The 21536-nt window shown below is 60.1% G+C and carries 19 protein-coding genes; 12 read left to right on the top strand and 7 right to left on the bottom strand.

Going from position 1 to position 21536, the window contains the following annotated elements; genetic code table 11:
- Window positions 1-76 precede the first annotated feature (76 nt).
- Window positions 77-1042, bottom strand: a complete 966-nt coding sequence (locus ACTWLJ_RS21200) for a LysR family transcriptional regulator (RefSeq protein ID WP_445178308.1) — start codon at window positions 1040-1042, stop codon at window positions 77-79.
- Window positions 1043-1339: 297 nt separating this feature from the next.
- Here ACTWLJ_RS21200 and argH point away from each other — a divergent pair, with 297 nt between their 5' ends.
- From argH to ACTWLJ_RS21145, 11 genes are all read left to right on the top strand, one after another.
- Window positions 1340-2767 (top strand): argininosuccinate lyase, encoded by a 1428-nt coding sequence (gene argH / locus ACTWLJ_RS21195; protein ID WP_445178307.1) that lies wholly within the window; start codon window positions 1340-1342, stop codon window positions 2765-2767.
- A gap of 144 nt (window positions 2768-2911) precedes the next feature.
- Window positions 2912-3790 carry an amino acid ABC transporter permease gene (locus ACTWLJ_RS21190; protein WP_401207977.1) on the top strand — a complete coding sequence of 293 codons (879 nt, stop codon included), beginning with the start codon at window positions 2912-2914 and terminating at the stop codon, window positions 3788-3790.
- A gap of 20 nt (window positions 3791-3810) precedes the next feature.
- Window positions 3811-4575 carry an amino acid ABC transporter ATP-binding protein gene (locus ACTWLJ_RS21185; protein WP_401207974.1) on the top strand — a complete coding sequence of 255 codons (765 nt, stop codon included), beginning with the start codon at window positions 3811-3813 and terminating at the stop codon, window positions 4573-4575.
- 38 nt (window positions 4576-4613) lie between these two features.
- Entirely contained in the window at window positions 4614-5438 is an 825-nt protein-coding gene (locus ACTWLJ_RS21180; RefSeq protein ID WP_445178306.1) for an ABC transporter substrate-binding protein, read from the top strand.
- A 146-nt stretch (window positions 5439-5584) separates the two neighbouring features.
- Entirely contained in the window at window positions 5585-6433 is an 849-nt protein-coding gene (locus ACTWLJ_RS21175) for a polysaccharide deacetylase family protein (RefSeq protein WP_445178305.1), read from the top strand.
- Window positions 6426-7313, top strand: coding sequence for a polysaccharide deacetylase family protein (locus tag ACTWLJ_RS21170; RefSeq protein ID WP_445178304.1), 888 nt, complete (start codon window positions 6426-6428; stop codon window positions 7311-7313). The genes ACTWLJ_RS21175 and ACTWLJ_RS21170 overlap by 8 nt, the downstream gene beginning before the upstream one ends.
- Complete coding sequence (locus ACTWLJ_RS21165) at window positions 7310-8665, top strand: MmgE/PrpD family protein (RefSeq protein ID WP_445178303.1); 1356 nt, start codon at window positions 7310-7312, stop codon at window positions 8663-8665. The genes ACTWLJ_RS21170 and ACTWLJ_RS21165 overlap by 4 nt, the downstream gene beginning before the upstream one ends.
- 161 nt (window positions 8666-8826) lie before the next feature.
- Window positions 8827-10005, top strand: coding sequence for an MFS transporter (locus tag ACTWLJ_RS21160; protein ID WP_445178302.1), 1179 nt, complete (start codon window positions 8827-8829; stop codon window positions 10003-10005).
- 166 nt (window positions 10006-10171) lie between these two features.
- A complete protein-coding gene (locus ACTWLJ_RS21155) occupies window positions 10172-10861 on the top strand; it encodes an HPP family protein (protein ID WP_445178301.1) in 690 nt (229 codons plus the stop codon).
- Window positions 10862-11084: 223 nt separating this feature from the next.
- Complete coding sequence (locus ACTWLJ_RS21150) at window positions 11085-12191, top strand: enoyl-CoA hydratase/isomerase family protein (protein ID WP_445178300.1); 1107 nt, start codon at window positions 11085-11087, stop codon at window positions 12189-12191.
- Window positions 12192-12194: 3 nt separating this feature from the next.
- Window positions 12195-13346: an acyl-CoA dehydrogenase family protein gene (locus tag ACTWLJ_RS21145; RefSeq protein WP_401207951.1), complete on the top strand. Its 1152-nt coding sequence runs from the start codon at window positions 12195-12197 to the stop codon at window positions 13344-13346.
- A gap of 105 nt (window positions 13347-13451) precedes the next feature.
- On the opposite strand, the gene ACTWLJ_RS21140 is transcribed toward ACTWLJ_RS21145, so the two are convergent.
- The 6 genes from ACTWLJ_RS21140 to ACTWLJ_RS21115 all read right to left on the bottom strand — a co-directional run bounded on the left by ACTWLJ_RS21140 (window position 13452) and on the right by ACTWLJ_RS21115 (window position 20371).
- Entirely contained in the window at window positions 13452-14225 is a 774-nt protein-coding gene (locus ACTWLJ_RS21140; protein WP_445178299.1) for an enoyl-CoA hydratase, read from the bottom strand.
- 15 nt (window positions 14226-14240) lie between these two features.
- Entirely contained in the window at window positions 14241-15368 is a 1128-nt protein-coding gene (locus ACTWLJ_RS21135; protein ID WP_401207945.1) for an acyl-CoA dehydrogenase, read from the bottom strand.
- Window positions 15369-15508: 140 nt separating this feature from the next.
- Window positions 15509-16702, bottom strand: a complete 1194-nt coding sequence (locus ACTWLJ_RS21130) for an acetyl-CoA C-acyltransferase (protein ID WP_445178298.1) — start codon at window positions 16700-16702, stop codon at window positions 15509-15511.
- Between the two features lie 12 nt (window positions 16703-16714).
- Entirely contained in the window at window positions 16715-17476 is a 762-nt protein-coding gene (locus tag ACTWLJ_RS21125) for an SDR family NAD(P)-dependent oxidoreductase (protein ID WP_445178297.1), read from the bottom strand.
- Window positions 17477-17492: 16 nt separating this feature from the next.
- Window positions 17493-19157 (bottom strand): AMP-binding protein, encoded by a 1665-nt coding sequence (locus ACTWLJ_RS21120; protein ID WP_445178296.1) that lies wholly within the window; start codon window positions 19155-19157, stop codon window positions 17493-17495.
- Window positions 19158-19354: 197 nt separating this feature from the next.
- Window positions 19355-20371 carry an AraC family transcriptional regulator gene (locus tag ACTWLJ_RS21115; RefSeq protein ID WP_445178295.1) on the bottom strand — a complete coding sequence of 339 codons (1017 nt, stop codon included), beginning with the start codon at window positions 20369-20371 and terminating at the stop codon, window positions 19355-19357.
- 310 nt (window positions 20372-20681) lie between these two features.
- Here ACTWLJ_RS21115 and efeU point away from each other — a divergent pair, with 310 nt between their 5' ends.
- Window positions 20682-21530 (top strand): iron uptake transporter permease EfeU, encoded by an 849-nt coding sequence (efeU, locus tag ACTWLJ_RS21110; RefSeq protein ID WP_401207932.1) that lies wholly within the window; start codon window positions 20682-20684, stop codon window positions 21528-21530.
- The last annotated feature ends 6 nt before the right edge of the window (window positions 21531-21536 follow it).

Below are 21536 nucleotides of genomic sequence, written 5' to 3'. Positions count from 1 at the left end.
GCACGCTGCGATCTTTTGATCTGCTCTTTTAGAGTCAAAAGATCGCAGCGTGTGCTCAGCCCCATCGTTGATGGACTCAGGCCAATGCCTTCAAATCCACACCCAACGCCTGGGCGAATGCCTTGACCAGCGGGCTGCGCACGGTGTTGTGGCGCAGGATCAGATTGAACGGCGTGACGATGTTGATTCGCTCCGGCAACACCGCCCGCAACTTCCCCGCTGCCACCATTGCGGCAGCATAATGCTCAGGCAGAAAACCCACGAAACGCCCGGTCCTGATCAACAAAGCCACAGCCTCGACTTGCGTTGCGGAAGCTGAAAAGCTGTCGTAGCGAGCGTAATTCAGCTTGTCCCGATGGATCGCATAGCGGTGGTTGATGCACTCGTAATCCTGCAACACATCGCCGCTCATTTGCGCCTCGGGCATGTCGAACAGCGGATGACCGACCGCGCAGTAAACCTGCGAGCGTTCCTCATACAACGGGTAATAATCAAACTCTTCACGACGCTGATAAACCGGAACAATCCCGGCAACTAACCGCCCCTCCACCACGCCTCGCTCAACTTCATCCAGTTGCGCCGCCTGAAGTTGAAATCGTACCTTCGGTGACTGTTCATTCAAGCGTTTAAGCGCTGCAACTAACGGTGAATTAGGATCGCTGATCGTGTTATCGATCACGCCCACTCCAAGGTCACCGACAAGTTCGTTCTGCGCAGAACTAAGCCGATCACGAAAGTTATCGACCGAGGTAAATAAGTCGATCGACGCCTGATACACCAGACGCCCCTCTTCGGTCAGATGGAACCCTTCCCGCCCCCGGGTACACAAGCGCATGCCGATGCGGATTTCCAGGTCGGAAATCTGTTTGCTGATGGCTGCCAGTCCCACGTTCAGCTCATTCTGCGCAGCACTGAAGCCGCCCGCCTCAACCACAGCCTTGAACACCTTGAGCAGTTTGAAGTCCAGTCCGCTCAAGGTCAGCGGTGCTCGGTGAGCCGTTTTCGGTGGCGGGTTTCCGGAATTGGAAAGTGGGGTTTCCATAATGCTTATTTACCTCTGGCGCACTGTTCAACAATCTGTATCCAACAACAAAAACATCGCCGGCTAATAATAATGACCACAGAAAACCAGGCTTGGCAACCGCCAAAATATCCCGAACATCAGTGCCAACTCGCTGATCTCGAAACATTAAAAGCTGACACTTCGATCAGCTCTCGCCCTTTTGCAACTGCCCTTTTGAAAACTGCTTTGGCTTGAATCCGTCCGCTGATTGTTCAGCCGGTTTCCAGGGCCATGCACATCGATTTCAGTTCGCGTTACCGACGAGGAAAACAACAAATGTCGCAAACCACCGACCGTCTCTGGGGCGCCCGTTTCAAGAGCGGCCCTTCCGTAGCCCTGGCGGCTCTGTCCCGTTGCCCCGAGCGCTATTTCCGCCTGACCCCGTACGACCTCGCCGGCTCCAAGGCTCACGCAGGAGAACTGCAACGTGCCGGCCTGCTGGATGCGCAGGAAACCCGCACCATGCTCGAAGCGCTGGACACCATCGGTGCCGATTTCAGCGCCGGGCGCATTGCCCCGACGCTCGATGACGAAGACGTTCACACCTTCATCGAGCGCCTGCTGACCGAGCGTCTCGGCGCCTTGGGCGGCAAGCTGCGCGCTGGCCGTTCGCGCAATGATCAGACCGCCAACGACCTGCGCCTGTTTCTGCGTGATCATGTGCGTACCCTCGCGGTGCAAGTCCTGGCCCTGCAACAGGCGCTGGTGGAACAGGCCGAGCAGCATGTGCAAAGCATCTGCCCGGGTTTCACCCACTTGCAGCAGGCGCAGCCGATCGTCTTCGCCCACCATTTGCTGGCCCACGCGCAATCGATGCTGCGTGACGTGCAACGGCTAGTGGATTGGGACGCGCGCACTTCGCTTTCACCGCTGGGCGCAGCGGCCATGGCTGGTTCTGCGATTGCTCGCCAACCGCAGCAATCGGCCAAGGAAATGGGTTACGTCGGGGTTTGCGAGAACTCCATCGACGCCGTGGCGAGCCGCGACCACGTTGCCGAATTCCTGTTTATCGCCAGCATGCTCGGGATCAACATCTCGCGTCTGGCCGAAGAGTTTTGCCTGTGGTCGTCACGTCAGTTCCGCTGGGTCGATCTGGATGACGCCTACGCCACTGGCAGCTCGATCATGCCGCAGAAGAAAAACCCCGACATCGCCGAACTCGCCCGTGGCAAGGCTGGCCGTCTGATCGGCAACCTGACCGGCCTGCTGTCGACGCTCAAATCACTGCCGCTGTCGTACAACCGCGACTTGAGCGAAGACAAGCACGGCGTGCTCGACAGCGTCGACACCTTGCTGTTGGTCCTGCCGGCCATGGCCGGAATGGTTGCAACCATGACCGTCAACGTTGAAGAACTGCGGCGCCAGGCACCGTTGGGCTTCACCCTCGCCACCGAGGTTGCCGACTGGCTGGCGATGCGCGGCGTACCGTTCAAGGAAGCCCACGAAATCACCGGCGCACTGGTGCAGGCCTGCGAGAAACACGGCATCGAATTATGGGATGCCTCGCCGGCGCTGCTGGCCGAGATCGACCCGCGCCTGACCGCCGATGTGCGTGACAGCCTGACCCTCGAAGCCGCCATCGCTGCCCGTAGCGGCTGGGGCGGCACCGCGCCACAACAAGTGCGTGAGCAGATCGGCCGGCTGAAAACCGCCCTCGCCGCCCAGCAACAGTGGACCGAAAACTATCAAGGCTTCCGCCTCTGAGGTTTCCTTTGTAGGAGTGAGCCTGCTCGCGATAGCGCCAGGTCAGCCAACGTTGATGTCTGAATGGCGACCGCAATCGCGAGCAGGCTCTTTCCTATAGACAGGTCTAGTTGGATTTGCAAGAACAGCGTACGGAGAAACACCATGAGCCAGACCCAGGCAGAACGACTCCAGGCGGAGCGTAAACTGGCGGAAAACCAGTTCGATATCACCCAGTACCAACACGTTCCCCGGCGTTATTACGGGCGGATTTTCTTCGCCACAATCATCGTGATCGCCATTTTCGGTCTGGTGCGGGCCTTTGCCGAAGGCAAGATCGAATGGTCGTACATCGGCCAGTTCCTCACCTCTCAGGCAATCATGTGGGGCCTGTTCAACACCATCATCATGGCGGTGCTGGCGATGGCGCTCGGGGTGGTGTTCGGAGTGATCACGGCGATCATGCGCATGTCGGCCAACCCGATCCTGCGCTACGTCGCACTGACCTACACCTGGCTGTTTCGCGGCACGCCACTGATTCTGCAACTGCTGTTGTGGTTCAACCTGGCGCTGATTTTTCCCACCATCGGCATTCCCGGGGTGTTTGAACTAGACACCGTGAGCCTGATGACCCCGTTCGTCGCTGCCCTGCTCGGCCTGAGCATCAATCAGGGTGCGTACACCGCCGAAGTGGTGCGCGCCGGCCTGTTGTCGGTGGACACCGGCCAGTACGAAGCGGCCAAGTCGATTGGCATGCCGCGCCTGCAAGCGCTGCGCCGGATCATCCTGCCGCAGGCCATGCGCATCATCATTCCGCCGGTCGGCAACGAATTCATCGGCATGGTCAAAATGACCTCGCTGGCGAGCGTGATCCAGTACTCGGAACTGCTCTACAACGCCCAGAACATTTATTACGCCAACGCCCGAGTCATGGAGCTGCTGATCGTCGCCGGTATCTGGTACCTGGCCACCGTCACTGTCCTGTCCTTTGGTCAAAGCCGTCTGGAGCGTCGTTTCGCTCGCGGCGCCGGCAAGCGCTCGTAAGCCGCGCAGGAGAATCGAACATGAGAAACATCGTCAAGGCTGTCGCCCTGAACAAATACTACGACCAGTACCACGCCCTCAAGGACATCAATATCGAGGTCGAACAAGGCGAAGTGCTGTGCATCATCGGTCCGTCCGGCTCGGGTAAAAGTACCCTGCTGCGTTGCGTCAATCAGTTGGAAAAGATCGACAAGGGCGGCCTCTGGGTCGACGGCGAACTGGTCGGCTATCGCATCGTCGGGCACAAGCTGCACGAACTCAACGAAGCGCAGATCGCTCGTCAGCGTCTGGCCACCGGCATGGTGTTCCAGCGTTTCAATCTGTTCCCGCACATGACCGTGCTGCAAAACATCATCGAAGGCCCGTGCCAGGTACTCAAGCGTTCGCCCAAAGAGGCGCACGAAGAAGCGCTGGAATTACTCGCCCGCGTCGGCCTCGCCGACAAGTGCAACAGCTATCCGATTGAACTGTCCGGCGGGCAGCAGCAACGGGTGGCTATCGCCCGCGCCCTGGCGATGCGACCCAAGCTGATGCTGTTCGATGAACCCACTTCGGCACTCGACCCGGAACTGGTCGGTGAGGTGCTGTCGGTGATGCGCGATCTGGCGCAGACCGGCATGACCATGATCGTTGTCACCCATGAACTGGGCTTCGCCCGTGAGGTTTCCAACCGCATGGTGTTCATGGACGGCGGCCAGATCGTGGAGGCTGGAAGCCCCGAAGAAATTCTAATAAGTCCACAAAACCCGCGCACCCAAAGCTTCATTTCTGCCGTTCGAACCTAAGCGTCGGTTGACGCCAAAACACTCATAAGAGAACGACCATGAAGAACTTCGTAATTCCAGCAGTACTTGCAGGCCTGATGGCTTCCAGCGTGAGCTTCGCCGCCGAATTGCCGGCCAGCATCAAGGCCAAAGGTGAAATCGTCGTCGCGATCATGCCGAATTATCCGCCGATGGATTTCAAGGACCCGGCCACCAACACCCTGACCGGTCTGGATTACGACCTCGGCAACGCCCTCGCCGAACGTCTGGGCGTGAAGATCAAATGGCAGGAAACCGGCTTCGAGCAAATGATCAACGCCCTGACCACCGACCGCGTGGATCTGGTGCTGTCGGGCATGACCGACACCGCCGAGCGTCAGGCCAGCGTGACCTTCGTTGACTACTTCACCAGTGGCCCACAGTTCTACACCTTGCAGAAAAATGCCACGACCAACGAGATCATCGATCTGTGCGGCAAGAAAGTCGGCACCAGCCGCCGCACCACGTTCCCGACCGAAATTGCGGCGTGGAGCAAAGCCAATTGTGAAGCGGCGGGCAAGCCTGCGATCAACGTGATCGGCACCGAAGGCTCGGCAGACGCCCGTGCGCAACTGCGTCAGAGCCGTATCGATGCGGCGATGCAGGGCAGCGAAACCCTGTCGTATCTGAAGACCCAGGAAAAGGACATGTACAAGACTGTCGGCCAGCCGATCTCGGTGCAGTTCAGCGGTCTCGGCGTCAGCAAGAAAAAGCCTGAGCTGAGCGAAGCGGTGAAGGTTGCGCTGCAAAGCATGGTTGATGACGGCAGCTATGGCGCGATTCTGAAGAAATGGGATCTGGAGTTGGGCGCGATCAAGGAAGTGACGATCAACGCCGGCAAGTAACGCAAGAGCTGAACACTTGAAACCTGTGGGAGCGTGGCTTGCCCGCGATGGCGGCGTGTCAGGCGATATCAATGCTGGACGTGCCGGCCTCATCGCGGGCAAGCCACGCTCCCACAGGAACCGCATTCGAATGAATGGAGCAACTGATGCTCGACTCCACCAAGCCTGTCTGGCCCGACCAGCACAAAGCCTGCCTCGCCCTGGCCTTCGACCTCGACGGCCCGACCGGCGATGCGATGCTCAACGGCTCGATCTGGCACAAGCCCGAATACTTCGGTTTCGGCGGTTACGGTCCATACCGTGCCTTGCCGCGAATCCTCGACCTGCTAGATGCATTCAACATCCCCACCACTTTCTTCGTCCCGGCGTGGGTCGTGGAAAACTGGCCGAAGCAGTGCCAGGCAATCGTCGAGCGTGGCCATGAAGTGGCCTATCACGGTTACAAGCACGAATCTTTCTACGCCCTGACCCTGGAACAGCAGCAAGCCGTGATGGAGAAATCCAAAGCGATTTTCTGGCAACACCTGCACATCCGCGCTGAAGGTTTTCGCACCCCGTCCGGTGATTGGCGCGCGGAGACTCCGGCGATGCTTGCCGACAACGGCGTCATTTATTCCAGCAGCATGCGCGGCGATGATCGTCCGTATCTGGTCAGTGTTCCCGGCCACAGCACACCGCTGGTGGAGATTCCCGGTCGTTGGGAAATGGACGATTACGCCTCCCTCGCCTATACCCGCGCACCGAATTTCCCGTCCGGCCTCGACCGCACTGCCAGCTACGACTTGACCCTCGATAACTGGAAACGCGAATACGACGGCGCGATGGACGAAGGCCTGTGCCTGACTACTCTGTTCCACCCGAAAATCACCGGAAAACCGGGGCGCATCCTGTTGCTGGAGCAACTGTTCGAACACATGCGTCAGCGCGATGACGTGTGGTTTGCCACCTGCCGCGATGTCGCCCACTGGTGGCTGAAGGAGCATCACCATGGCTGATTCCTCTCTCTGGCCCAGCGGCAAGCGCTGCGCGGTGGTGCTGACGGTCGATTACAACGACGTCCACGGCATTCTCACTCAGGCTCCGGAAGTTGCCGGGCGCGATAAATCCTTGTCGGTGTGGCGCTATGGCACGCAACGCGGCGTCGAGCGGCTGCTCGGTTTGTTCGCAGAACTCGGCGTGCGCAGCAGTTGGTTCGTCCCCGGTATCGTTGCCGAGGAAAACCCGCAGCACATCGCCGCGATTCAGGCTGGCGGGCATGAAATTGCCTGCGCCGGATATCGTCATCAGGATTACGACCAACTGGATCTGGCCGCGCAAAGCGCCGACATCGGCAAAGGTTGCGCAGCGCTGCACGCATTGACCGGTCAGCGCCCGAGCGGTTTTCGCATTCCTGCCGGCAATGGCGCGCCGGGGTTTATCGAGGCACTGCGCGATCAAGGCCTGCAATGGTCATCGTCATGGCGCGGCGATGACTTGCCGTTCGCCCATCCGACCGCGCCTGAGGTAATCGAACTGCCGCTGCACTATGAACTGGAGGACGAGCCGTACTTCGCCTTCAACCTCAGCCCTGCCGTACCGCCCGCACAATCGCGAATCGCCTCATACAGCCACACCCTGGGCAATCTGCAAATGGACTTCGCCGGGTTCCATCGTTTCGGCTTGTGCTACGTGCTGCGCCTGCACCCGGAAGTCATCGCCACACCGGGGCGAATCGGTGTTTTGCGTGAATTGCTGCAAGGCATTCAACAGCATGACGACGTCTGGATCGCCACGGGTGCCGAAGTGGCGCAGTGGTGGGCGCAATCGGGGAAACAGGTTGGCACGGATCATCCGGCATCGGTGTACGAGCGGCATTATCGGGATTATCCGGTATGACCGATCAGGGGCGGATGCAGCGTCTGGCCGGGTTCTGCGTCGAGACGCGGTTCGAACAATTGCCGCCAGCGTTGGTTGAACAGGCCAAACGGCACATTCTCGATACCTTCGGCGCGGCATTGGCCGGTGCTGATAGCGCGGTGGCCATTCAGGCGCGGCGTGTTTTGGTGGGCGAACCGGGCACCGCGCTGGTCTGGGGCACTTCAAATCGCGTCGGCGCCGGGCAGGCGGCTTTGCTCAATGGCATCGCGGCCCATGCGCTGGAGCTGGACGATACCGGCGGTTGCGATCACTCCGGCGCAGTGGTGTTGCCGGCGCTGATGGCGGCGGTCGCGATGGTCGACAAACCGGTCAGCGGTCGTGAACTGCTAACTGCCCTGGTGATCGGCTACGAAGTCGGCCGTCGAGTGCTGGAGGCATGCGGCGGCTACTCGGCGCATAACGGCGCGGGCTGGCACTCGACCGCCACTTGCGGCGTGTTTGGCGCAGCGGCAGCCTGTGCGCGGATCTTCGGTCTGGATGCACCGCAAACCGTATCGGCACTGGGCATCGCCGGCAGTTTCAGCGGTGGCCTGTGGGCGTTCATTCATGACGGTTCGCAAAGTAAAAAACTGCACAGCGGCCGGGCCGCCGAGGGTGGATTGCTCGCGGCGCGGTTTGCCCGGGAAGGTATCAGCGGGCCAGCGAAACTGTTTGATGACGTGTGGGGCGGTTTTCTCAAGACCCTCGCGTCGGCCACAGCACGGCCGCAAGCATTGGATGCTGATCTGGGCGTGGTGTGGAAACTCGCACGCTGCTCGATCAAGCCTTACGCGGCTTGCCGAGGGACGCATTCGGCGATTGATGCGTTGGGGCTGTTGCTGCAGCAATTGCAGGTGGATGCCGGGCAAGTCGAGGACGTTGCAGTGAGCTTGTGCGGATTCCTGCAAGACATGTGTGGCGGTCGCGATATCGACAGTCTGGCGGCTGCGCAAATGAGCTTGCCCTACGCACTTGCCGCAAGATTGGTGCATGGGCATTGCGGGCTTGAGGCCTACGATGAAGCGGCACGGCTTGATCCACGTATCGGCCAATGGCTGACGCGCATTCGCCTTGAAGTCGACCCGCAACTGTCCGAGGATGGCGAGCCGTGGGTGCATCTGCGCACGGTGGATGGGCGCAAGGCGAGTATGTGCGTCGAGGTGCCCTTGGGCGCACCGGGGAATCCGCTGAGTGATGTAGCGCTGGAGACGAAGTTTTTCAGCCTGGCGTTGCGGGTGTTGTCGCGGGAAAAGGCTGAGGCGCTGCTGGAGCATTTGTGGCGGCTGGAGACTCTGGATTCGGTGGGTGATCTGGATCGGTGTCTGACTTGATGAATATGTTGCTGGTGCGGGCCTTCATCGCTGGCAGGCCAGCTCCCACAGGTTTTTCGGTCGTACCGACGACCCCTGTGGGAGCTGGCCTGCCAGCGATGAAGGCGGCGCAATCTATAGCCGAACACAAGAACAACTGAAATAAGGACATTCGCACCACCGTGGCCACTTACTCGCTCGTTATCCGCCGCCTGATGATCGTCTCGCTGACCATCGTCGTCAGCCGCGCCATCACCAGCCCGCTGCTGACTTTGTTCCTCAGCCAGAAACTGGGGCTCAATCAACAGGACGTCGGCCTGCTGCTGGGCATTGCGGTGTTCATCGCCACCCTGCTCGCGCTGTACGGCGGTTACATCATCGATCGTCTGGAAAAGCGCCGGCTGCTGATCCTCGCCATGCTTTCCAGCGCCATCGGCTTTGTGTTGCTCACATTCGCCCAAAATCTGTACCTGACCACCGCAACACTGGTGATCACCGAAACCGCTTCAGCGCTGTTCCTGATCGGCTCCAAGGCGATCCTCAGCGAGAACCTGCCAATCAGCCAGCGGGCCAAGGCCTTTTCCCTGCGCTACACCCTGACCAATATCGGTTACGCCACCGGCCCGATGCTCGGCGTGGTGATTGCCGGGGTCTATCCGATTGCACCGTTCCTGATCGCGGCGGCCATCGCCGCCGGCAGCATTTTCCTGATGATCGGCATCCCGAAAGATGGCCCGGTCGCCGCCATTGGCCAGCCGCAGAGTTTCCTGAAAACCCTGATCACCCTGAAAAACGACCGCACGCTGATCATGTTCACCGGCGGCTGCCTGCTCAGCACCGTGGTGCACGGGCGCTTCACGTTGTATCTGTCGCAATACCTGCTGGTGGTCGAAGACTCGAAACGAGCGCTGCAAACCATGGCCGCCCTGCTCGCCTGCAATGCGATCAGCGTGATCCTCCTGCAATACCAGATCGGGCGTTTTCTCAACCGTGAGAAGTTGCGTTTCTGGATCGCCGGGGGCACGAGTTTGTTCATCCTCGGCCTGATCGGTTTCAGCATTGCCGACAGTCTGCTCAGTTGGTGCGTGGCGATGTTCATCTTCACTTTGGGCGAGATGATCATCTATCCATCAGAATTTCTCTTCGTCGACACCCTGGCCCCGGAAGAACTGCGCGGCAGCTACTACGGCGCTCAGAACCTGGCGGCGCTGGGCGGCGCATTGAGCCCGGTGATTTGCGGATTCCTGTTGATGCACACCCCGGCACCCACCATGTTTTATGCCTTGAGCGCGTTGACCGCGATGGGTGGATTCCTGTGTTTCATGAGCGGTCGGCGCGTGGCAATGCAGAAAAACCTTTAACCTCAAAAATATTGCACTCAACCTGCATTAATATGAATTTGTCAGCATCGAGTTTGAACGGCACACTGCGCACGTTCCTCCCCCAATAGTTGGAACACTTCGAGGGCTTTCCGAAACGGACAAGTCCTTTTTTTTGCCCGGATTTTGTCGTGAGGTTCAGATTCACATGCTCGCTCGCTGGTTGCCTGCCGCTATCAATACTCGTCCCTCGGAATGGAGCCGCGCGGCTATTGGCATGGCGCTGGGGACACTGTTCAGCGTCTGGGTCTGCAGTCAGGTGTTCGGGGTGGAAGTCGCCTATCACTTGATCGGCCCGTTGGGTGCCTCGGCGGTGCTGCTATTCGCCGTTTCCTCTGGTGCGCTCGCCCAGCCATGGTCGATCATCGGCGGGTATCTGACTGCCGGCATCGTCTCGCTGCTGGTAGCTCACGTACTCGGCCGAACCTTGGGTAGCGCCTGTCTCGCGGCGGGCATGGCGTTGATTCTGATGTGCTGGCTGCGTTGCCTGCATCCGCCGGCCGGAGCCTTGGCGCTGACGCTGGTACTGGCGGATCCGGCGACCGTCGCAATGGGCTGGAAAGCCCTCGAACCGATAATGCTCGCCGCCGCGTGCATGCTGATAAGCGCCCTCGCCTACAACAACCTGACACGCATTCGCTACCCGAAACGCCCGGCTGAGCCTGCACCCGTGAGCGCTATCGTCGACAGCCAGGCAATCACCGCCGAGGATTTGAAACTGGCGCTGGCCGACATGGAAGCGTTCATCGACGTCACCCCGGAAGACCTTGAACAGTTGATCCACGCCAGCGAACTGCACGCCAAGCGGCGCAGCATTGGCGAAGTGTTTTCCCGCTAAGCCTGGAAGATCAAAAGATCGCAGCGTGCCGCAGCTCCTACATGAACACGGTGTTCCTGTTGGAGCTGCGGCACGCTGCGATCTTTTGATTTTTAGCTAAGGTAAAAACGCAGACAGCACCTGCAGATATCCCGGTTGTACACGGCAAATTTGCACTGTTACGATCCGGTAACGCTCGCGCGCGAGCTTCTCGAATAAAGACAATAAAAGCAGGGAGTTAGTGATGACTGCTCAGGTTTCATCCCCGCGGACGCCGTCCATGGATGCCATGCAAAACGAAGTGCTGGCCGAGGTTCGCAATCACATCGGTCACCTGACCCTCAACCGCCCCGCCGGCCTCAACGCCATCACCCTCGACATGGTTCGCCAGTTGCAGCAGCAGCTCGATGCCTGGGCCAGTGACAGCAACGTGCGTGCAATTGTCCTGCGCGGTGCCGGTGAAAAAGCCTTCTGCGCCGGCGGCGATATTCGTTCGCTGTACGACAGCTTCAAAAGCGGCGACACGCTGCACGAAGATTTCTTTGTCGAGGAATACGCCCTCGACCTGACGATCCACCATTACCGCAAACCGGTGCTGGCCTTGATGGACGGTTTTGTCCTCGGCGGCGGCATGGGTCTGGTGCAAGGCGCCGATCTGCGCGTGGTCACCGAGAAGAGCCGTCTGGCGATGCCGGAAGTGGCGATCGGGTATTTCCCGGATGTCGGCGGCAGCTACTTCCTGCCACGTATTCCCGGCGAACTGGGAATTTATCTGGGCGTCAGCGGTGTGCAGATCCGTGCCGCCGATGCGCTGTATTGCGGCCTCGCCGACTGGTATCTGGACAGCAGCAAACTGGCCAGCCTCGATCAACAACTCGATCACCTGGAGTGGCACGACATGCCGCTCAAGGACTTGCAAAACCTGCTGGCCAGACACGCGGTGCAAACCCTGCCTGACGCGCCGTTGGAAACCTTGCGTCCGGCCATCGACCACTTCTTCGCCCTGCCGGATGTACCGAGTATCGTCGAGCAACTGCGCGCAGTGACCGTCGCCGATACACACGAGTGGGCAACCACCACCGCTGATCTGCTGGAGAGCCGTTCGCCACTGGCGATAGCGGTGACTCTGGAGATGCTGCGTCGCGGCCGGCACCTGAGCCTCGAACAATGTTTCGCCCTCGAACTGCATCTGGATCGCCAGTGTTTCGAGCGCGGCGACCTGATCGAAGGCGTGCGAGCCTTGCTGATCGACAAAGACAAGACGCCACGCTGGAACCCGCCGACCCTCGCTGCGCTGGACGCGGCGCACGTAGCGAGTTTCTTTGCCGGTATCGATGAGAGCGGGAGCTGAGCCATGCACGATCTCGAATTGACTGAAGAACAAATCATGATTCGCGACATGGCCCGGGACTTTGCCCGTGGCGAAATCGCGCCTCACGCGCAAGCTTGGGAAAAGGCTGGCTGGATCGATGATGGTCTGGTGGCAAAAATGGGCGAGCTGGGTCTGCTGGGCATGGTCGTCCCCGAAGAATGGGGTGGCACCTACGTCGATTACGTCGCCTATGCCTTGGCCGTGGAAGAGATTTCCGCCGGTGACGGCGCGACCGGCGCGTTCATGAGCATTCATAACTCGGTCGGTTGCGGCCCGGTGCTCAACTACGGCAGCGAACAACAGAAACAGACCTGGCTGGCGGATCTGGCCAGCGGTCAGGTGATCGGTTGCTTCTGCCTGACCGAGCCACAGGCCGGTTCCGAAGCGCACAACCTGCGCACCCGCGCCGAACTGCGCGACGGCCAATGGGTGATCAACGGCGCCAAGCAATTTGTCAGTAACGGCAAACGGGCGAAGCTGGCCATCGTGTTCGCGGTGACCGATCCGGATCTTGGCAAGAAAGGTATCTCGGCGTTTCTGGTGCCTACCGACACCCCGGGCTTTATCGTCGACCGCACCGAACACAAGATGGGCATCCGCGCCTCCGACACCTGCGCGGTGACTTTGAGCAATTGCAGCATCCCCGAGGCCAATCTGCTCGGTGAGCGCGGCAAAGGCCTGGCCATTGCCCTGTCGAACCTTGAAGGCGGACGCATCGGCATTGCCGCTCAGGCACTGGGCATCGCCCGTGCAGCGTTTGAAGCGGCGCTGGCCTATTCGCGTGATCGCATACAGTTCGGCAAGCCAATCAACGAACACCAGAGCATCGCTAATCTGCTCGCCGACATGCACATGCAACTGAACGCTGCGCGCTTGATGATTTTGCACGCAGCGCGTCTGCGTACGGCGGGCAAACCGTGCCTGTCTGAGGCCTCGCAGGCCAAGCTGTTTGCTTCGGAGATGGCCGAGAAGGTTTGCTCATCGGCGATTCAGATTCATGGCGGGTATGGGTATCTGGAGGATTATCCGGTCGAGAAGTACTACCGCGATGCGCGGATTACCCAGATTTATGAAGGGTCGAGCGAGATTCAGCGAATGGTGATTGCCCGAGAACTGAAAAACTACCAGCTCTAAAAGAACAAGCATCGCCAGCAGGCTGGCTCCCACAGGGGAACCGTGGTGTTCACAAACTCCCTGTGGGAGCCAGCCTGCTGGCGATAGCGTCAGTGAAAACGCCGATTATTTACCCAGAAACTCCGGCGGCCGCTTGGCCACAAACGCTGCCATCCCTTCCTTCTGATCCTGCGTGGCAAACGCCGCATGGAACACCCGACGTTCAAAACGCACGCCTTCAGCCAGATTCACCTCAAAGGCACGGTTGACGCTTTCCTTGACCATCATCGCAATCGGCAGCGACTTGCTGGCAATCACCGCTGCAACTTTCAGCGCTTCGTCGAGCAGCTCATCACTCGGCACGATCCGCGCGGCAATGCCGCAACGTTCGGCTTCCACTGCATCGATCAGGCGCCCGCTCAAGCACATCTCCATGGCTTTGGCCTTGCCCACGGCGCGAGTCAGACGCTGGGTGCCGCCCATGCCCGGCAGTACGCCGAGGTTGATTTCCGGCTGACCGAATTTCGCATTGTCACCGGCCAGAATGAAGTCGCACATCAATGCCAGTTCACAGCCGCCACCGAGGGCAAATCCGTTGACCGCCGCGATGATCGGTTTGCGCCGATTGGCCACGCGATCGCTGTCGCTGAACAGGTCATCCATGTATATCTGCGGATAGGTCAGCTCAGCCATTTCCTTGATGTCGGCACCGGCAGCGAACGCTTTTTTCGAGCCGGTGATGACGATGCAACCGATGTTCGCATCCGCTTCCAGACCATCCAGCGCCTGATTCACTTCGCTGACCAGTTGCGCATTCAGGGCGTTCAGCGCCTGCGGGCGATTCAGGGTGATCAGGCCGACGCGGCCTTGAATTTCCAGCAGAATCGTTTCGTAGTTCATGGATAGAATTCCTTGTTAAAGATTGCGCGAAATGACCATGCGCTGAATGTCGCTGGTGCCTTCGTAGATCTGGCAAACGCGCACGTCGCGATAGATGCGCTCCAGCGGAAAATCGTTGAGGTAACCGTAACCGCCAAGTGTTTGCAACGCCATCGAACAGACTTTCTCGGCCATCTCCGAGGCGAACAGCTTGGCCATCGACGCTTCGACCAGCGCTGGTTGACCACTGTCACGCAACGCTGCTGCGTAATGCACCATCTGCCGGGCGACGGCGATTTGGGTCGCCATGTCAGCCAGACGGAACGCCACTGCCTGGTGTTCGATGATCGGCTTGCCGAAGGTGTCACGCTCGCGGGCGTAATCCCGGGCGGCCTCGAACGCGGCACGGGCCATGCCCACCGATTGCGACGCGATACCGACACGCCCGCCTTCAAGGTTGGCCAGGGCGATTTTGTAGCCTTCGCCCTCCTCGCCCAAACGGTTGGCCACCGGCACTTTCACGTCCTCAAAGAGGATCTGGCAGGTGTCCGAGGCGTGCTGGCCCAGCTTGTCTTCGACGCGCGCGACTTTGTAGCCCGGCGAGTCGGTCGGCACGATGAACGCGGTGATTCCGCGCTTGCCAGCACTCGGGTCGGTCACCGCAAACACGATCACGATCCCGGCGTTTTGCCCGGAGGTGATGAACTGTTTGCAGCCGTTCAGCACGTAATGATCGCCTTCCAGCCGCGCCCGGGTTTTCAGGCTGCTGGCGTCGGAACCGGCCTGCGGTTCGGTCAGGGCGAAGGCACCGAGCATGGCGCCACTGGCCAAGGGTTTGAGGAAGCGTTCACGCTGATCGTCGTTGCCGAACTTGAGGATCGGCACGCAACCCACCGAGTTGTGCACGCTCATGATCGTCGAGCAGGCGCCGTCACCGGCAGCGATCTCTTCCAGCGCCATGGCGTAGGCGAGATAACCGGTGTCGCAGCCGCCCCATTGCTCTGGCACCAGCATGCCAAAAAAGCCCAGCTCGGCCATTTCGCCGATGGCTTCCTTGGGGAAACGGTGCTCGCGATCCCACTCGGCGGCGAACGGCTTCAGGCGTTCCTCGGCGAATTGCCGGGCCATGTCGCGGATCTGTTGTTGGTCGTCATTGGGAATCATGGTGAATCCTTAAAGTCCGGTTACGGCGCAGAACCTGTGGGAGCGGGCTTGCCCGCGATTGCGGTGGGTCAAACAACGAAATGCTGACTGACACGACCTCATCGCGGGCAAGCCCGCTCCCACAGTGAAAAGTGTGGGCCTTAGTACACGCATTCCACGGCCATGGCCGTAGCTTCGCCGCCGCCGATGCAAATTGCTGCAACGCCGCGTTTCAAACCTTTCTGGCGCAAAGCCGAGAGCAAGGTCACCAGAATCCGCGCCCCCGACGCACCAATCGGATGCCCCAACGCACACGCACCGCCATGGATATTCAGTTTGTCGTGAGGGATTTCCAGATGGGTCATTGCCGCCATCGCCACCACGGCAAAGGCTTCGTTGACCTCAAACAGATCAATCTGATCCAGCGACCAGCCGGTTTTTTTCACCAGTTTCTTGATCGCGCCAATCGGCGCCACCGGGAACAGGCCCGGGGTGTCGGCAAACGCTGCATGGCCGTGAATCACTGCCAGCGGTTTCAAACCGAGTTTCTGCGCTTGCGACTGACGCATCAGCACCAGCGCCGCGGCGCCGTCGGAGATCGAACTGGAGTTCGCCGCCGTCACTGTGCCGCCCTCGCGGAACGCCGGTTTCAGCGAAGCGATCTTGTCCAGTTTGGCTTTCGGCGGCTGCTCGTCGTGACTGATCAGCACTTGCTCCTTGCCGACCGTCACGGTCAGCGGGACGATTTCGTCCTTGAAGCTGCCGTCCTTGATTGCCTGCTGGGCGCGGGTGGTCGAGGCAATGGCAAAAGCGTCCTGCGCTTCACGGCTGAAATCGTTGGTCTCGGCGCAATCCTCGGCGAAGGTGCCCATCAGGCGGCCCTTGTCGTAGGCGTCTTCGAGACCGTCGAGGAACATCGAGTCGAGCACCCGACCGTGGCCCATGCGGTAACCGCTGCGGGCGCGATCCAGCAGGTACGGCGCGTTGGACATGCTTTCCATGCCACCGGCAATCACCACATCGGCGCTGCCAGCGAGCAGCATGTCGTGAGCAAGAATGGTCGCTTCCATGCCCGAGCCGCACATCTTGTTCAGGGTCGTGCAGCGCGTCGATTTATCCAGCCCGGCGCCCAGCGCAGCCTGACGCGCAGGCGCCTGACCAAGCCCGGCGGGCAGGACGCAACCGAACAGCACTTCATCGACTGCGTCGCTGGCAACACCGGCACGCTCAACCGCAGCCTTGATTGCGGCAGCACCGAGTTGCGGGGCGGTCAGACTTTTCAGTTCGCCCTGAAAACCGCCCATCGGGGTGCGGACGGCGCTGACGATGACAATTGGATCGTTGGCAGTGGTCATGACAAATACTCCTTACTTGGCGGCCATGCGCAAGGCACCATCGAGACGGATCACCTCGCCGTTGAGCATGCTGTTTTCGATGATATGCCGAACCAGCGCCGCGTACTCCGCAGGCTTGCCCAGACGTGACGGGAATGGCACCCCAGCCGCCAGCGAGTCGCGGACTTCCGGGGTCATGCCGGCCATCATCGGCGTTTCGAAAATGCCTGGAGCGATGGTCATCACGCGGATGCCGAAGCGCGCCAGTTCACGGGCGGCGGGCAAGGTCAGGCTGGCAATCGCGCCTTTCGACGCGGCGTATGCAGCCTGGCCAATCTGGCCATCGAACGCCGCAACCGAGGCGGTGTTGATGATCACGCCGCGCTCGCCATCGGCATTGGCTTCGCTCTCGGCAATCGCCGCCGCCGCCAGCCGCAGCATGTTGAAACTGCCGATCAGGTTGACGTTGATCACCTGACTGAAACTCGCCAGTGCATGCGGGCCGTTCTTGCCGAGGATCTTCTCGCCACGGACGATGCCGGCGCAGTTGACCAGACCGTTGAGGCTACCGAAGGCTTTCAGCGTGGCCTGCACAGCGGCTTCGGCGGCGGCTTCGTTGCTGATATCGGCGACCACGCTCTGTGCGCCGAGACGCTCGGCCTGCGCGGCAACTGCTTCGGCGTTCATGTCCACCAGCATCACTTTGGCGCCTGCGGCCACCAGCAATTCAGCGGTGGCGGCACCGAGGCCGGACGCGCCGCCAGTGACGATAAAAACCTTGTTCTCGATCTGCATGACTGTTTCCTTGGATTCAAGCTGAAACGTTGTTCGCGGCGGCCTCTTGAGCCTTGGCGATTTCCTGGTTGCGCAAGATAAAGCGCTGCAATTTGCCGCTTGGGGTTTTCGGCAACTCGCTGACAAATTCGATTTCCCGCGGGTACGAATGCGCGGCCAGACGCTTGCGCACGTGCTGACGCAGCTCTTCGGCCAGCTCCGGCGCGGCGCGGTATTGCGCACTCAGCACCACAAAGGCTTTGACCAGTTCGGTGCGCTCCGGGTCGGGTTTGCCGACCACTGCCGCTTCGACCACGGCCGGGTGTTCGATCAACGCGCTTTCCACGTCGAACGGACCGACGCGGTAACCGGACGTGGTGATCACATCATCACTGCGGCCGACGAAGCTGATGCTGCCGTCCGGGTTGCACTCGACGGTGTCGCCGCTCAGGTAGTAGTCGCCGACGAAGGCTTTGGTCGGTGCGCCTTCATAGCCGCCGAACCAGCACATCGGCGATTGCGGGCGGTCGATGGCGAGGATGCCCGGCTGGCCGATGCCGAGTTCGTTGTATTGGTCGTCCAGCACTACGATGCGATGCCCCGGCGAGGCAAAACCGGCCGCGCCCATGTGGATCGGGTGTTCGAGGCCATGGTGGTTGCACAGGACCATGCCGAGTTCGGTCTGGCCGTAATGGTCATGGATGATCACGTCGAGGTTGTCGGCGAACCAGCGGATGACTTCTGGGTTCAGCGGCTCGCCGGCACTGCTGACAATGCGCAATCGGCCCTTGATCGACTTGGCGAAGTCATTGCCGCCGGCAATCAGCAAACGGTAGGCAGTCGGCGAGCCAGTGAGATTGGTGATGCCGTATTTGTTGATCACCCGGCAGGTGCTTTCGAGGGTGAACGGGCCATCGTAAAAAGTGATCGGGTGCCCCATCGACAGCGGCCCGGTGACGCCGAAATAAATGCCGTAGGCCCAACCCGGATCGGCGACATTCCAGAACGCATCTTCCGGGCGCAGGTCAACCGCGTCGCGGGTGTAACTCTGGAACGCGACGATGGCTTTGAGCGGCACTGACAAGGCTTTCGCCGGACCGGTGGTGCCTGAGGTGAACATCAGCAAAAACGGGTCTTCGCCGGTCAGCATCACCGGTTCGCAGACGCTGGAATAATTGGCCAGTTCGGCCCAGAAACTGAAATCGCCACGGACAATGCCCTGGCCTTTGGCGCCACCGACGGTTACCACGGTCGGGCAATCGGCGACTTCCGCCAGTTTCGAGCGATTGACCGCGTCACTCACCACCACTTTGGCGCCGGAGCTGTTCAGGCGATGTTCGAGTGCTTTGGGGCCGAACGCGGTGAACAGCGGCTGATACACCGCGCCGATGCGCCAGGTGGCGAACACGGTGATCAACAATTCGATATTGCGCGGCAGCAGGCCGGCGACTTTGTCACCCTTTTGCACGCCTTGGGCGAGAAGGAAATTGGCGAAACGCGCCGCTTTGTCTAGCAGGTCATTGAACGTGTAGGTCGCGCTGGAGCCGTCGCGGCCTTCCCAGAACAACGCAATGCGCCCCGGCAACGCGTGACGGTCGCAACATTCGACGCAGGCGTTGAGCGCCTCAAGCGAGCCGCTGAGTGCGGCGTCCACGGTGTGCTGATAGCTGAACTGTTTGGTGGCAGACAAGTAATCGCGCATTGCCAGAATCCCTCTGTGTTTTTATTAGGCTGGGAACCGTAAACAACACAGGGATACTCGCTCTGCGGCGGGCATCGGGCAATGGTCAAAGCCATCAAATTGGCTGACTGGTTTGGCCAAGATTCAGGGTTAGCGCAGAACCTGTGGGAGCGTGGCTTGCCCGCGAAAAGGCCAGCCAAGGCAACACAAAACCCGGATCAGACCGCTTCGTTCAGAATCAAACTGCGGTAGTGCCCAGGGTTCGACCCCGACCACTTGCGAAACGCCTTGTAGAACGAACTCGCATCGGCAAACCCTAGCCGCGCAGCGATTTCGGCAAAACTGATCGAAGGCTCCGCCAGCCAACTGATCGCCAGTTCCTTGCGCACGCTGTCCTTGAGGCCCTGATAGGTCTGCCCTTCCTCGGCCAGACGTCGGCGCAGAGTCGAGGCCGACATGCACAGTTGCTGAGCCTGCGCTTCGGTTTCCGGCCACTGCTCGGCGGGTAACTGGCGCAAATCCTGTTTGATCCGGCTGGCGAGGCTTTGCGGATCGCGGTACTTCACCAGAATGTTGGCCGGAGCATGGGCCAGGAAGCGCTTGAGCTCTTCAACGCTGCGCTTGATCGGCAGATCTAGGCAATCGGCAGCGAAAATCATCCGTGTACGCGGCCGGTCGAAACGCAGGTTTTCCGAGAACATCACCTGATAATCGTCGCAGAAGTCCGGCGCCGGGCAGCGCAATTCGATGGCCAGAATCGGAATCCGCCGCCCCGCCAGCCAGCAGGCAACGCCGTGAACGATCATCCAATAGGTGAAATAGGTGAATGCGCGGCGGGGTTCGGCATCGTCTTCGAGCAAGACGATTTCCGCGAGGCTCTGCTGATGCAGCAATTGCGCGGGCATGCGTTCCAGCATCAATGACAGGAAATTCAACCCTGTGCTCAAGCCTGCGGCGAGGGTCGGCTGGGCCATGGCGCTGCGGCAGAGGAATTCCAGGCTGCCGGATTTCAGCTTGCGTGGGTCCATGCCAAAGAACTCGTCATCACCGCGCCGCGCCAGCAGACGCCATAACCGTGCGTACTGCGAGGCAGGCACCCGCCCATGCTCACTTTGCAGCAACAGCGGATCGATCCCGACCTTGCGCAAGACTTCGTCCGTGGCCGCGCCCGGGGCACAACTCTGCAATAGCGCTTCACGCACCAGTTGAATGGCGATGGTGTCTTTTTCCGACATGGAACGCGGTGATTCCTGTTGTTTTTGAATGCCCGGCATCTTACCGCAGATCCCTGTGGGAGCCAGCCTGCTGGCGATGGCGGTTGTTCAACCACTGCCATGTTGCATGTGTCGACCCTATCGCCAGCAGGCTGGCTCCCACATTGGATTTGAGGTGCTGCCTCCACACCGGCATCTGCGCCTACATGAGAATGGTTGTTCTTCAGGCTCGTTCAGCTAACGTTCAGCTAAATGTCAATCAACGGCATATGGGAATGAGTGTCATTATGTTACAAATTGCGTACTCACCCAGAACACTGATGGATACCCAATGCTCGTTCCCTTTCTGATCATGCTGCGCGAAGGCATCGAAGCCGCGTTGATCGTTGGCATCATCGCCAGCTACCTGCAACAGACCGGCCGTGGCCAATGGATGCCCGCCGTGTGGATCGGCGTGTTTCTCGCCGCTGCGCTGGCGTTGCTGGTCGGCGGTGGCCTGGAACTGGTCAGCGCGGAATTCCCGCAAAAGCAGCAGGAGCTGTTTGAAGGCGTAGTCGGCCTGGTCGCCGTGGGGATTCTCAGTTCGATGGTGTTCTGGATGCGCAAAGTCGCGCGTTCGATCAAACATTCGCTGCAAGCTTCGCTGGATCACGCATTGACCAGCTCCAAACACCAGGTCATCGCACTGATCGCCATGGTCTTCTTTGCGGTTGCTCGTGAAGGTCTGGAGACGGTGTTCTTCCTGCTCGCGGTGTTCCAGCAGAGCGAAGGCCCGGGCGCGCCGATCGGTGCGTTGCTCGGTCTGGTACTGGCAATCATCGTCGGCTTCCTGATCTACAGCGGCAGCATGCGTCTGAATCTTTCGGCGTTCTTCAAGTGGACCGGGTTGTTCATTCTGGTGGTCGCCGCCGGGATTCTCGCCAACTCGGTGCAAGCCCTGCATGAAGCCGGGCTGTGGAATCACCTGCAAACCGTACTCTTCGACTTCAGCGCGACGCTGCCGATGGATGGCCCGTTGGGCTCGGTGCTGGCCGGCATGTTCGGTTATCAGGATGCGCCGACCGTCAGCACCTTGGGTGCGTATCTGATTTATCTGGTGGTGGCGTTGGTGATGTTCTTCTATCCCGCCGCGCCGGCCACACCGACAACTGCCAAATCGACTTCCGCTTCCAGCCAATAAGGGCAT

Source organism: Pseudomonas sp. McL0111, from assembly GCF_052567255.1.
Note: the sequence above shows the minus strand (reverse complement) of the source record. Positions and strands in the feature narration are given on the sequence as shown.